This is a genomic window from Bacillus sp. FSL R10-2780 (genome assembly GCF_038006125.1).
GTDB classification, from domain to species: Bacteria; Bacillota; Bacilli; order Bacillales; family Bacillaceae_G; genus Bacillus_A; species Bacillus_A cereus_U.
This window is the reverse complement of sequence record NZ_JBBOUQ010000002.1, coordinates 187,268-201,271: the sequence shown is the minus strand read 5'-3', so window position 1 is coordinate 201,271 and position 14,004 is coordinate 187,268. Positions and strand designations below refer to the sequence as shown.

The window sequence follows — 14,004 nt, the reverse complement described above, 5'->3', positions numbered from 1 at the left end:
AAATTGAAATGTGTGCATGTAACGGAACTGGAGTAATCAGAAACGATATGGGGACGGGAATGTATCAATTCGGGCCATGTATTTGCGAAGCAGCGAATCAAACGCCTGAAGAAGTGGATAGAAGACGTCATGCCGTTATGGCGAGACTAAGAGAAATTCATCAATTACAACTGGAGGGAAAATGGGATGCCAAGACTTGGAACGGATTTGGAAAAGGAGAATTACACAATCGCAGCACAGCAAAGGAAGTACATGAAGAAATCGCGTCGTAACATGTATGTAGCGTTAGAAGATTTGGACTTGTTATTCAATGAGAGTGAAGTGATTCGATTCCAAGAAATGTGGGAAGAAGATAAAAGCTTCATTGAAATTGCAGTAGAGATGGGAAGACATCAATTAGAAATCGCAGCATTAATCATGGACCAGGCGGATAAGAGCAAGATAAAATCTCGCCCAATGGGGTTAGGGGCATGAAACAACTAACACTTGAGGATGTTGTGGGAAGTTTTGACTATGCAGCAAAAAGTACGTCGGAGAGGTTTTTGCAGCGTAATAGCGTTATGACGTACTCAATAGAGTTTTACGACAAGGAAGACAAATGGAAGCTTCGTTGGTTTGAAGCGAAGTCAGAGAGCGAAGCAGAAGGAATGGCTAAAGATAAATATGGACGGATCCAAATTATCGATACTTATATATCGGATAGATCGTTAGCGGAAATCATGGCATTGGATTAAGAAAGGGGAATAACAACAGAATCTGGCGATTATTACTGTGACTCATGTTATGACAAGTTGGCATATAGAAACAAAGATAAATAAATTTGAACAAAATCCTTATTTTAAATAAAAGAAACCCCGATTGTCTGCGGGGCTCCTAAGGGTAATCGTCAAGTAATGACGTACTCGACTAATTAACGATATCATGAATTTTTTGGTAAAAATACTGGTAAATGCGTCCAAATGAATGAGGGCATCATTTGGAACAAAAACGCTATTTTAATTTCAAACAAAAGAACAGTCAGCAAAAGCTAACTGCCCCATTTTGGAGGAAAATCAATTGTTACAGATTGGCGTATTCAAAGTATGGACAGAAATTGGGGATTTATTCAGACAAAACTAAAAAGAGCGCCTTCAAGTAGTGCTCTCAGTAAGTTGGGCCCTCAGAGAGTAGTGTGGCACACATGATAATATATGTGAGTTATTCATTGAGGTACAAATACCTAATAAAAACTACATTTGGCACAACAAAGCAGCTAGCAAAAGCTAACTGCTTAGCCCCAAGTAAGAGAGAGGAACGCTTTATTAGGTCTAAGGCTGAAATAAGGGTTTTAGATGTTAAGACCTAAATATAGTATAAATCTCACTTCAGAAATTATGCATATAAATTATATTCCTACAAAAAGGGTTAAAAAACTAAGCAGCTAGCTCAATTCGCTAACTGCTCATCTCCAAGGGGGGAACAAGGAGAAAATCTAATGTCATATACATTATTGACGGAATATTGAGTTTTATTCAGTCGAACAAAAAAGGGACTGTATATAAGTACACTTCGGACCAAGTTTTTTATGGTAACAGTTATTGGTATTATGTGTAAGAACTAACGTGTGCCCTGAAAATAATGATTATTTATTCACATGTAAATTCACAATTAGAGCACAATCGCATCAATACGCTCACAGTTAACTACAGTGATATCTCCGTTTTCATCTATAAATGTAGCAAGGGATGATTTATTATGGAAACCTACAAATATAGAAGCTGTTAATATTGTGCCGTTAACTAAAAGTTGTTTTATTTTCTTTCCTAAGTAAAATGTTTCTAAAAGGTAGCAAATATCTTTGGAACTCTCTTTTGGAGGGGGTATAAAAGAAGATTGGTTATTTGGAAGAGATGTTAGATTTGGATTAAATACTTTGGGAGTAATAGCATAGTTTATGAAAACTGACATTTTTCCGGCTCCTCTTTTTTATAGTTTATATTGAAATATGCTTATGGAATTGTGAGGTGGGGCTTTTTTCAAAGCCCCATCTTTACTCTACGCAGCTTCAATTCTAAGCGCTTGAATATCACGACAGTCCAAAACAATAACAGAGCCAGGTTCTGTTGTGTTATCCACAAATGTTACACAAAAATTATCTGGATTAAAGTTAGTAAAAATAAGATCCTCTAGTGTTGTTCCTGTAAGGAAAACATCTACTTCTGTACCTAACTGTAATCTTTCTAATTGTTCGCAAACACATTTTGTATGCTCACCCATAAAAAAAACCTCCTTTCCTCGGTTTACTATTAATATATGTATAAATTAAATAGAACGATTGGAGTAATAGCTTAGTAATACTAATTATTTTGCTAGTTAATATTTTTATAAAATAATCCATTTACGAAAAAAAGGTCCTGTTGTCTCCAACAGAACCTTTCCTAAAATGGCAAAGAGTAACTCTTACCTTACTCTTCCACTATATAATACACAAATCACATATAGATGTGTAGAACAAGAAATTCCAATATTATTATTCGAATATATTATTGAAATTATTTCTTCAGGGTTTAATATAAGGAATTAAATTACAAATGTTGATTTATCAATGGATATTAATGATGCACTAGAAAATGATAGTTAATAAAAAAATATTACAATAATAAAAATATGAAATATTGCATATTCAATTGAAATAGAAATTTACAAGTAGGAAGCGAGGAATAACAATGGGACTAGGAAACCGTGGAATGGCATTTGAAATACTTATCAATCTAGCGAATGAGATGTATCAAAGAGGGGGAGTAGCGCTTATAAATAAGCGTCCGACTCCTGTAAAGGTATTAAAGAGTAAAGGTGGACGAGTACTAAATGGATTCTATGAAGCTAAAAGTACAGTAGACTATGACGGTGTGTATAAGGGACGAGCAATCGCCTTTGAAGCGAAATCTACAGAGAATGCTACACGATTTGATTTAAAGAACATTGCGCAGCACCAATTGGATTACCTGGAGAAAGCAGAGAAGATGGGAGCGATTTGCTTCTTCCTTATTGGATTTAGCAAGGACAAGTCAGTATTCGCAGTACCACTATCAGTCATTCAATCTTATGTAAGGATGTCCCAACAACCAAAAGGCAAGAAGTCGATACCAAGAGCAGACTTTGATATTTATGGATACTTGGTAGATTGGACTGAACGAGCGCCAGTCGATTACTTACAGTACATCGATGAGACAGGATTAATTCCAGGGGTGTTAGATGGCATGATTCAGATAGATCAGGACCATAAAAGGGTAGCAAATAATATAGAAGCAGCGAAAGAGAAAATGAACAACAAGAAACGAAAGTTATTAAAGGCTTAATGGATAACGGAATAATGACTAACAGTGTGGTGGGAGCTGTTAGTCATCGTTCCCTTATTCAACAATGAGATAGTAAAATTTCACGTACCTAATGTGAATGTAAAAACATAAATTTGAAATAGGGGGATTTACCATGACAAACATTTATCAGAACTTAGGAGAAGAAATTGAATTAATGGAGATTGAATTAAAGGACCTGAAGTTAGAGCATAAATACCTGATGAAAAACATGCATATGAATGCGCCTAAGTTTAACGGAGTAACTGATTACAGCAAGGACCGTGTAACAGGCGGACAAATCCCATTAGCATTAGATGAAATTGCAGGTCGTCATGATCGTATCATGGAGAAGTCAGAACGATTAAAACAATGTATTGCTGATAAGAAAGTATTAATGGGGGAAGCTCAGTTTATTATGAGCAAAAAAAAGGGTTAGAACAACAAATTATTTATTTGCGTGATGTGATGGGATTCAATTTAAAACAGGTTGCTAGTGAGCTAGGTTATAGCTATGACCATATTAGAAGAGTAAGTAGCAGAATGAAAAGAAGCCACAATCATGCCACAACGATGACACACTGTTCTTGATATATAGGTCATACACTATTATTACTGAGAGGTAGCGGAAACTACTTTAAAGATCTTGATTTCGAGATGGATTGTTTTACAAATGTGGTGATGGTTCGTTCGATTGGATGAACTGTAGCGTTTTAAAAATATAAGTCTAAACGAGCAGGGAGCTTCCGCTCTTTGTTTGAGCCAATACAGCGGAAACATTCCTCTTCCGTCCCTCTGAAAATGTGTTGGTTCAAATAAGGCGCCGGAAAAAACATATGCGTCTTATAGATTAAAAGATATTCCTAATCGTTGTGTAAACGAAATTGGTGAAAATGACATTAAGTAGCCGACTCCACGGAGTATAAACGAGAAAATTCCTTGTCTTCTCCCAGTCACCGACACGAGGCGTGTAGCCATACTATTGATGCGGTGATTTGGAGAAGGTTGAGAGTACCTCACCTCAATCTTGAATGAAGAGAAACTTTGCCATTTGTTTTCGCTCTTTTCTTCCATCCCCTTGAAAGCTGTCACTTCGGTGATGGTTTTTTGTTTTTTTCTCAATTAACATAAAATGCTACAATATATAGAAAGAGAGAAAAATGAATTAAAAAGGGGATATGAACATGAAAAGAGATATGGAATTAGTTAGAAAATTACTGGTACTTATTGAAGAACAAGATGATAATAGCAAGGAATTGAATATTCCATCTGATATTGATAGAAAGGTAGCAGTTTATCACTTGAATTTATTAGAACAAGCAGGTTTTACAGAAAATAAAATATTCTATGCTGATAACTCTCCTATGTGGATTCATAGCACATTAACATGGGATGGACATGAGTTCTTAGATGCAATAAAAAATGATACAGTATGGAATAAATTGAAACAAACTATTGCAGAAAAAGGTGGGAATATCCCATTTGAAGTAATGAAGGCACTCGCTATAAAAACTGCAACAACTGTCTTTTTAGGCTAACCAAGCATCCATAACGGGTACTTTTTTCTTTGTTATATAGAAATTACACATTAAACGTATTTAAAGAGTGTTCTAGGTATAAAGATAATCGATAATCATACAATGATATGGAAGGGTCTTTTCTAGTGTGTTAGTTACCTCAACGTATATGTATCTCTTGGCGCCTGGACGAGGGTGCTTTTTTTATTGCACATTATGATAAGGACAAGCATATATTGAAGTGTAGGACAACCTCTCTCAGGTCCTATTCAATACTCATTGAAAACTCCTACACATTTGGGCATCTACTGATGTGGATGCTCTCTTTCTATGCACTATTTGAATAGGACAAGCATATACTGCTTGTACCTCATTAATTTTAGTAACATTAACTTTCGTTAATGGGGAATCTCACAATCCCTTAAAAGGAGCGCTCGCGGAAACGGGTGCTTTTTTTATTTTGAACAAAATGGACATTTGGATTAAAGGATATCTATATAAATTGGTAGAATCTAGTTATTTGGTTTGCATTTTAATCCAAGGGGTACAAATTCGATGCGACGTGAAAAGGATTTGTTGAAACAATGGAAGGCGGATTTGCAAGCTGTTCAAGAGGAGAAAAGGCTGAAGAAGAAGGCTAAGAAAAAGAATAAGAAATATAGCATTCCTGGTAATACAGCTGACTTCATGAATGGCAAGAATACTTATCATAAAGAGAATGGGGTATGGAAGCAAAGAAATAAATAATATGAGAATAAATGAGTTTGATGAAGTGTATAGCAATTATCGTAGGCGCTGCCGTGATCTGGGTGGCGTCTTGTTTGTTGTTAAGGAAAGGTAAGGTAAGGAGTGAAGGTTTTGTAAATTTCAAAAAATAAATACTATTAGCACTTTAAGTGGTATAATCTTCTTGTTATTGGAATTAAAATGAAAATATAGATAAATAAAGGGGATAAGGTGATTTGGATGGGGGATTCTGATCATAGAGAAACAAAAGCAATATTAAAGATATGGTTCATCTATATACCACTTGCATTAGGGGAACTCATTTTTTCAAATATCATAGGCTACTTTAAAAAAATAAAAATAAAGATTTTGCATTGGAAAAACAATTAATCTATTTAATTGTTTTTTTATTTTCCCCCTAACAAAACAAACGAACACAACGAACAAAAATAGAGATAGTTAAATGTCCTGTTTAGGTCTACCCTATACGGACGTAAAAGAGTGAACGGATTTATCATACTTCTCAACGTCCTGTTTACATATACGGAAAATAAATGGTGTTATGTACTTAGAATTAATTTCCGAACACGTTAACGGACGAAGGGGAAGATATTATGATAATTGGTTATGCTCGTGTTTCTACACAAGAACAAAATTTAGCTAGGCAGTTGAAACAGCTAAATGATTATGGATGTGATCATGTGTATGAAGAGAAAACAAGCGGAGCAACAACAAACAGAGAAGAACTACAATTGATGCTCGATAGTTTAAAAGAAGGTGACACGATTGTTGTTACTGATTTAACTCGTATTAGTCGTAGCACAAAGGATTTATTTGAACTAATTGAGGTTATTAAGAGTAAAGGAGCTTCAATTAAATCTATAAAAGATACATGGCTTGATACTACGAGTGATAATCCATACAGTACTTTTCTACTCACTGTAATGGCTGGTGTTAACCAGTTAGAAAGGGATTTACTTAAGATGCGTCAAAGAGAAGGTATAGACCTTGCTAAAGAACGTGGTGTTTATAAGGGAAGACCTAAAAAGTACGGTGATAAAAACCCTAAAATGGAGCATGCTTTAGAGCTGCTTGCTAATCGTGAAGAGAATGGATACACAGTAAAGAAGATATGTGAAGTCACTGGTGTAAGCCGTACGGTTCTTTATGAGAGAGCAAAGGAAAAGGGGATTATGTAGATCTTAAAGTAGTGAATCCGCTGTTTTTTAATTTTATAAATGAAATGATTATTCGCCTAACAGTTCAAGTAGGCTAATATTATCTATTCATCTCCCTCCAGTTAAGACAAGATGGTTCTGTTGCAAAGTTCCTCAAGAGATAAACAGAAATATGAATATATAAAAGGATGTTATACGATTACAAAGATTTAGTCTTGTTATTAGAGGGCACGAAGATACATGACAATTAATTAAAATAAAGTATTAGACTAGATCATGAACTATGAAATGAATTTTTAAATGTTTTGCGAGACTTTTTATGTGAGCGAAAAGTACTTTCATGTACAGAAAACACCTTTTCAGTCTATAACTATTTTTCAACAGTCTAATACTTTTTTCTATAGTCTAAAACATTTTTTAATAAGACACTTTTGTATTTTCATCTATAGTCACCATTTACATGCCAACTTCCTTATAAATGATTTAACTACACTATATAATTTTGAGAAGAATATATTGAGTTTAGCAAAAGGGCAAGCTACGGGTTTGTCATGATAAACCCCAAAAACTACGTTTTTGACTTGGTAGGAGATTCCTACGACCTTTACAAATATATATAAGCTATTTTTTGCAAAATTGCTTATATATTTGTTGTCGCTTCGCTCGATTTTTTTAAAAAAAGGAGTGTGTATTATGGCCAAAAGAAGAACAACATATTTGCAAATGTCTTTAGAGCATGAGGAAAAAGATTATATAAAAAATAAAGCAATTGAATTAGGATATAAAAATGTTTCAGCTTTTCTTATTGATAGTGCAAGAACACATTTTAAACTTGAAGTTGATATGAAAGCTTATAGGGATTTAACTAAAGAAATAAACTATATTGGTAAGAATATAAACAGCTTAATTAGAAGGATCAATACAGACGGAATTTACACTGATAGCGATATTGATTTTCTTAGAGTTAATCAGAAAAAAATCATCAATTTAATAAATACCGAGTATGACAGGTTAATTGATTTAAAAACCAAGTTTAATAGTGATAGCTTGAGTAAAAAACAAAAGGAAAAATTAATACAATCGTTAACTGAAAATCAAATACAGATACCAAAAAAATTAGTATTAGAAGAAGTGTACGAAAAGATAAAAGAAGATTTTATTTATATCATAGAATGTATAGAAAACTCGCCTGAACAAGATAAAGAAGTAACAGAATATGTTTGGCAATATTTATATGGAGATACGCTATATAAGTTAGATGAGAATCAATTAATAAAATTGGCCGATAGCATTTTTATTTTTGCGCAGAAATTGAAATTTAAGTTATCTAAACTTGATAATGTTTTTGAAGATGATGATTGGTTTGAACTGAAAGATATATTAGATGAATATGAAATTTATTAGGTAGGGATTGATTACAATGTCTATTGTAAAAATACAAAAAGTCAAAGACTTGAAAGCTGTCATTAATTACAGCTTTCAAGCCCATAAAACAAACGAAGAATTAGTTACATCTTACGAGTGTTCTATAGAAACGATAGATAGGGATTTTAAAAGTGTTTTAGTTGACTACAATGAAAAGAATAAAAGTGATAAAAACATGAGTGCAAGGATGATAATACAATCGTTTGACAGTGATGATAATTTAACACCAGAAAAAGTTCATCAATATGGAGTAGAATTTGCTGATAATTATCTGAAGGGCAATCATCAATATACAGTCATTACACATACAGAAACAGATAATTTACACAATCATATTATTTTCAATGATATTGATTTTAATAAATTAAAAATGTTTGATTCAAAGCGTGTAAATACTTTAGAAAGATTACGAGAAGAAAATGATAAAATCTCCGAAAAGTATGGTTTGTCAATAATTGAAGAAGGAAGAAAGGGGAGAAAAAAATATTTAGCTTTTAACGAGTATGTAGCTAGATCAAAGAAGAAATCCTTCAAAGGAAATTTAGAGGAAACAATTGATAAAAGCATATCAAGATCAAATTCGTTTGATGAGTTTTTAGGATTAATGCAAAGAGAAGGATATGAGCATAAACAAGGAAAATATCTATCGTTTAAGAATCCGAAGTCAGGGAAGTTTATGCGCACTAAAACAATGGGATTTAATTACCTTGAATCTTCGATCAAATACAGAATGGAAAATAAAGGTTATTCACCAATCAAAACAAGTATAATTAACAGACAATGGATAGATAAATCACAAGAAAAATTTAAAAATAATAAGGGACTTCAAAGGTGGGCTACTAAACAAAATATTAATTACTTAAATGAATTAAGCTCTAAGCTATATAAACTCAATGTTTCGATTTCGGAACTTGAAGAAATTGAAGCAAATAAGGAAGCGTTAATTGACAGCTTTGAAAAGCAACTTTTAGGAATTGATAATGAGATTTTTAGATTGAATAAAATGAAGGGCTGTTTTCGAACTTATAAAAAGAGTCATCCTTTAATTGTGGCGTATAAAAAGGCTGAAAATAAAATGGCATTTAAACAAGAACATTATCATGAATTTAAAAAGTATGATGTTGCCAAAAGTGATATGAACTATCTAAAAAAGAATTATGATATAACTGATGAAGCTGAATTGCATTATAAGTTGTCATTAATGACAAAAGAACGAAATTTACTTTATGGAAGTTTAGGAAAAGAAAAAGAAGTGGAAATAAAAAGACAAGAGCACCAAAGACAGCAGCAACAACGTAAAAAAGAAACTGAAAGATAAAAAACTATATGACATCAAAAAAAGGATATTGTATAGTACCTTGTGAATGGAATAGAATGAAACTTTAATCAGTGAGAGACTTGTTGCAATGGAACGCTTTACTGTACTTATGATGGTTGATGGTAAGCAAAAACTTATTTACAAGCAAGCTATATCGAACGTTGTTGTTTAATGATCATCCTCTCGAAGGGGGGATAAGGAACATGAATAGCCCAGTAGCGTCTTCTTTAATATCAATAATTACCTAGAAGGTTGAGGAAGCTATAAAACGTCTAACCAAGAGATCTAAAGCAATTAACTTCAATAGTGTGGCAGAAGAAGCCGGAGTGAGTAAAGCCACACTGTATAACCATACAGAGCTCAAAGAACGCATCAATTTCTTGCGAAATCAACAAGAAAAAGCATTTGTGGACTCTAGGATTAAACGGGACGAGAACAATCAAAATGCCGTCATCGCTTCTCTTAAAAGAAGAATTGAAAAGTTAGAGAAAAAGAATAAAGAGCTTGAAGAAGAAAATAAGCAATTGCGTGAAAAAGAAAATGAAAAGCTTACTGATTACTTCATGAAGGGGTCCCGCCAACCAAATGACATAAAACCCACGCTAAGACATTTTATGGAAGATAAAAAGCCGATTTTCCTACGTTAAGGGGAAAATCATTCCTTCTTGAAGAGAGAGCTGTGTAGCAATGGAACTAAGGATTCGGCCAAGATACGTGTAAAAACGTATTATAAGCTGGATTAGAGGTTCAGTCGAGATACATGTAAAAACGGGTCATAATATATATTTTATTTCCATTGTTGGTTTTTAGGGGTCCCACCACATCGCTATCAAGCTAAGCTTATGCAAAGTCAATTTTAGGCGAGATTGTTTCTTTTTTCTAAAGGGCAAGTGTAGATGATTGAAAGATTTGCATACGAAATAAACCCTAACGGGTTTCACTTTTTTGAATTAAGCGGCTTGATTATCAGACATGGTACAATTGTAAACGACACCTAATATATCAAAGACCGTTTTTTTCTCATATCGATGAGATTTCCGCCCGTTTTGCTGTAGGAGATTGAACAGGCGAAGTAACACCTTTGATAGCTCTTGGGTGTTTTTTTGTATAGTTTGGAATAGAAGAAGAAAATAGTCTTTAATCATATATATGGCTTTATACTCACTAAGCTCTCGTTTTTTCTTCATGAGGAGCAATTGGCGCATTTGAAACATGATAGAAGAACAGAGTAGAATGGCAATCAATTGACCATATAAATGGCACTCCAATCGTTCTGGTTTTATCTTTTTACAATGATGAATTTGAAAGAATGACTTCCACGTTTTAAATAAAATTTCGATTTGCCAACGCAAAGAATACCAGTCATGTACCTGTCCCATCGGGACAATATCTGTAGGGGTGTTTGTCATATATACATTGATACCACTGAGTCGTTTACTACGAGGAGAATACTTCATTCCTTTCTTTTTTTCTCTTACAGCTTGATCTTGTAATCGTTTTTGTTGCTGTTGTTTTGTTAATCGATGAACAATTACACGAGCTGGCACTTTATCAATCATCCCTACATAAGCATCAGCTATTTCACATGTTTGTCCTGGTTGAAGAGAGTTCATTACCGTCTCCATATCTATCTGTATATACTCTGTACCTTTCTTAATTCTTCCATCTTGAAAATAATCAGGGTTAGGATTATTTTGATAAATACGTGTATTCGACTTGATACGAGAGATATAGTAGGCCTCTTTATCTTGTATATATTGAAGGTCTTTTAAATGAAAATAACCTAAATCTCGGATACATAAATCATTCGCCGTCACAGTTGGGGCACACAGAGAGCCGTAAGTGCGATCATGTTGTTTACCTGGACCTGTATGAATCTGTAGGAACTGTCCACTTAACAAATCATACTCAAGTTGAATTTTTATCCCAGCTGTATGGCTGCATCCTCCTGCACCTGGATAAACCGATGAAAATACATCTGGGAGTTGAAATGCAGTTGAATCTAAAATACGAATACGCTTAAAAACAGAAGTGTATGGAGAAGAAATCGGCATAGATGCGGCCAATTTTTTGTTTAGTAGTTCGGCTAGTAGGTGTTGTAAAAGTTGGACGGCCGCCTTATTAAATCGTTGATTCAGTCCCTCAGGACTGATGAGTACTGCTGTTGATGCTTCTAAACAGCTAGATAACTGAGTTAAAGAAGTCATAGCTACATTTTGGCTCATCCATACACATAAAGCTATTAAATCTTTTGCTTGGTACTTACTGGTTCGTTGTACAAAACCAACATCTCTAGCAAGATCGCGTAAGGTATTTGGAGATAAAAAACTTTGAATCTCTTGAGCAAATAGTTGTAATTCGTCAGACACAGAAATAGACATACAAAAAACGCCATCCTTTCCTAGGATTCTACAGAAAGAATAACGTATTTTTTTCATTTTGAAGATATTTCTTTTTATTAGTTTGATAACGATGGGGTTCGTCCCCGCAAAGCAAGCCAGCATTCTAGCCCAAAAGCAAAATTTAGATCAAAAAATAAGAATAAAACCAATGAATAAATATTTAATTTATGTTTTTTTAATCTAATTTTCATAATCTTCAAGTTCATAATCTGTCATTACATATGAGGAGGGATCCTCTTTTATAAACCGTACCGCATTTAGCCCGATCATCTGAGCAGCGGCGGACGGCTGACCATCCGGTAAAATAGGCGAAATAGACAGATCGGCAACCTTAAGATTTTTGGTACCAAACACATTGAGGAATCCATCGACAACCCCTTCTTGAATCGTCTGTCCCATCCGACACTGCCCGCCTATAGAGAAGTTCGTGTAAGAGGCTTTGACATAATTCTCAAGCTGCCTTTGTTTGTTAGGATCGTTATCAGGTAGCTGGAATATACTCTCTGGAGGATATACAACTTTCCCGATGCCGTTATTTGGGTATTTCAGTGGATCTCTAGCCTCTACAATAATATTATAAATTCTCTTATATTGATCGACCATATACGTTAGGTCATTAGGATCTTCCAACGGGTTGAAGTTAAGGGATGGATAAGCCTCTGGATCGCTATGTTCCACTAGCACTGCACCCCTGCTTTTTGTATTCACGTCTACAATACCGAAACTCATGATACTTGGAGTGGTTTGGAAAGTTAAATCTAAACTCCAACCATTGCTAATCACATCTGAAGCAGGGAGAAAAAATGGGAGAGGAGCCCCTATCAGTTGGAGACGACGACTTTCTAGTAGATTCATTGGATTCTCTGCTTGGAAAGCACCTAGAATTAGTGGAAAGTTTGGATCAGCAAAAAATATCGGAAGAATTTGGGAGGTATCTATCTCAACCCCCAATCCAACATAACCCTGAGTTTGAAGATTGTGACCCACATTTGGACTCTCTATCAATGTTGGTATACCTGCTTTAGCCAAATCATCCGATTTACCGATTCCTGAACGTTGTAGAATGAGTGAGGAAAAAAATCCTGCAGAGACGATAATGCCTTTTCTTGCAAATCTTCTATGTGAAATACCATCTTTCACAAATTCAACACCAACCGCAATGTTCAATCCATCTTTTTTCTTAAATAAGATTTTGTTAACGGTTGTTTTAGTTAAAATAACCAACTTTCTTCCATCAACTCCAAATTCATCTGGATGGAACTGGTTTCCTTGACTGACAATATGGTCATTTAAATAACCTGTTGCCGTTGAGGATCGGACAAATTGACCGGGGCTAACCTCTTTTTGAATAATTTGCGTTTTATAAAATGTACAATCCCTTATGCCGGTATTATAGTCCACAGCAATCGGTGTTCCCAATACAGTGTTTGTTGCTTGAACTAACGTATTAATCAATCCATTAGGGGGAATACTCTGTTGCCTAATAAAGATCGGCCCTTGTGTTCCTCGTTCATTAGGGTCTTGTGTCGATCCTGTATAGGTTTCATTTTTTACAAATAAGGAGCTAATCTTGTCGTAACTCCATTGATTACCAACAAGACTTGCCCACTGGTTATACAACTCTTTACTCCCACGTACGGCGTACATGTCACTAATTTCTGAGCTTCCCCCTATGGCGCGACCATGTGTTGCAATAAGTGTACGTGCAATAGTTGACTCTAGTTCAGAAGTAACATTAAAGCTAAACCTGTTACCGCGGGTTGTATTAATGGCGGCAAGAACGCTAGGGTTACTTAGCTCATTCGTCATATTTGTTCCTGCTTCAAGCACTAGTACAGAAGTACTTTTGTCATCCGTTAATTCTTTGGCAATTACTCCTCCAGCAGTTCCAGCGCCAATCACGATATAATCAAATTTGGTAGGGTCTATTGGTTTTATAGGCTCTGGAACTGCACAAGGAAATGCACAAGGAAATAATGAATAAGGAAATTCATGAGGATTGAAACACTTTCTATTTTTTGATGACATGAATAATCAAGCTCCTTTTTTGCATTTAGTATATTAAATGTAAAAAAAGAATCTGTTTCTTGTACCAGTGTCTTT

Annotated in this window: 13 protein-coding genes and 3 pseudogenes; 12 read left to right on the top strand and 4 right to left on the bottom strand. The window is 34.6% G+C overall.

What is annotated here, in order from left to right:
- Positions 1-8: 8 nt before the first annotated feature.
- The 3 genes from NSQ47_RS26105 to NSQ47_RS26095 are packed head-to-tail and all read left to right on the top strand — an operon-like array spanning position 9 to position 734.
- Entirely contained in the window at positions 9-272 is a 264-nt protein-coding gene (locus NSQ47_RS26105; protein WP_341038561.1) for a hypothetical protein, read from the top strand.
- Positions 187-474, top strand: a complete 288-nt coding sequence (locus NSQ47_RS26100; RefSeq protein ID WP_341038488.1) for a helix-turn-helix domain-containing protein — start codon at positions 187-189, stop codon at positions 472-474. Before NSQ47_RS26105 ends, NSQ47_RS26100 begins: the two co-directional genes overlap by 86 nt.
- Positions 471-734 (top strand): hypothetical protein, encoded by a 264-nt coding sequence (locus NSQ47_RS26095; RefSeq protein ID WP_341038560.1) that lies wholly within the window; start codon positions 471-473, stop codon positions 732-734. The genes NSQ47_RS26100 and NSQ47_RS26095 overlap by 4 nt, the downstream gene beginning before the upstream one ends.
- Before the next feature lie 913 nt (positions 735-1,647).
- Here the strand turns inward: NSQ47_RS26095 and NSQ47_RS26090 are convergent.
- Entirely contained in the window at positions 1,648-1,947 is a 300-nt protein-coding gene (locus NSQ47_RS26090; RefSeq protein WP_098328337.1) for a hypothetical protein, read from the bottom strand.
- Between the two features lie 87 nt (positions 1,948-2,034).
- Positions 2,035-2,256, bottom strand: coding sequence for a penicillin-binding protein (locus NSQ47_RS26085; RefSeq protein ID WP_341038558.1), 222 nt, complete (start codon positions 2,254-2,256; stop codon positions 2,035-2,037).
- A 449-nt stretch (positions 2,257-2,705) separates the two neighbouring features.
- Between NSQ47_RS26085 and NSQ47_RS26080 the strand changes: the two genes are divergently transcribed.
- The 9 genes and pseudogenes from NSQ47_RS26080 to NSQ47_RS26040 form a co-directional block, all read left to right on the top strand.
- Positions 2,706-3,338, top strand: coding sequence for a Holliday junction resolvase RecU (locus tag NSQ47_RS26080; RefSeq protein WP_341038556.1), 633 nt, complete (start codon positions 2,706-2,708; stop codon positions 3,336-3,338).
- Positions 3,339-3,471: 133 nt separating this feature from the next.
- A pseudogene (locus NSQ47_RS26075) lies at positions 3,472-3,926 on the top strand (hypothetical protein).
- A gap of 593 nt (positions 3,927-4,519) precedes the next feature.
- A complete protein-coding gene (locus NSQ47_RS26070) occupies positions 4,520-4,873 on the top strand; it encodes a DUF2513 domain-containing protein (protein WP_341038554.1) in 354 nt (117 codons plus the stop codon).
- 534 nt (positions 4,874-5,407) lie between these two features.
- Entirely contained in the window at positions 5,408-5,599 is a 192-nt protein-coding gene (locus NSQ47_RS26065) for a hypothetical protein (RefSeq protein ID WP_242309262.1), read from the top strand.
- 593 nt (positions 5,600-6,192) lie between these two features.
- Complete coding sequence (locus NSQ47_RS26060; RefSeq protein ID WP_341038552.1) at positions 6,193-6,777, top strand: recombinase family protein; 585 nt, start codon at positions 6,193-6,195, stop codon at positions 6,775-6,777.
- 672 nt (positions 6,778-7,449) lie between these two features.
- Positions 7,450-8,160 carry a hypothetical protein gene (locus NSQ47_RS26055; RefSeq protein WP_341038550.1) on the top strand — a complete coding sequence of 237 codons (711 nt, stop codon included), beginning with the start codon at positions 7,450-7,452 and terminating at the stop codon, positions 8,158-8,160.
- Between the two features lie 16 nt (positions 8,161-8,176).
- Positions 8,177-9,499, top strand: a complete 1,323-nt coding sequence (locus NSQ47_RS26050; protein WP_341038549.1) for a relaxase/mobilization nuclease domain-containing protein — start codon at positions 8,177-8,179, stop codon at positions 9,497-9,499.
- Between the two features lie 79 nt (positions 9,500-9,578).
- Positions 9,579-9,671 (top strand): annotated as a pseudogene (locus NSQ47_RS26045) (RNA chaperone Hfq); the annotation flags it as partial.
- Positions 9,672-9,747: 76 nt separating this feature from the next.
- Positions 9,748-10,068: pseudogene (locus NSQ47_RS26040) on the top strand (DUF6262 family protein); the annotation flags it as partial.
- A gap of 381 nt (positions 10,069-10,449) precedes the next feature.
- Here NSQ47_RS26040 and NSQ47_RS26035 read toward each other — a convergent pair.
- Both NSQ47_RS26035 and NSQ47_RS26030 read right to left on the bottom strand, forming a co-directional pair.
- On the bottom strand, positions 10,450-11,880 hold the full coding sequence (locus NSQ47_RS26035; protein WP_341038547.1) for an IS4 family transposase: 1,431 nt from the start codon (positions 11,878-11,880) through the stop codon (positions 10,450-10,452).
- Between the two features lie 201 nt (positions 11,881-12,081).
- Positions 12,082-13,929 (bottom strand): GMC family oxidoreductase, encoded by a 1,848-nt coding sequence (locus tag NSQ47_RS26030; RefSeq protein ID WP_341038545.1) that lies wholly within the window; start codon positions 13,927-13,929, stop codon positions 12,082-12,084.
- Positions 13,930-14,004 lie beyond the last annotated feature (75 nt).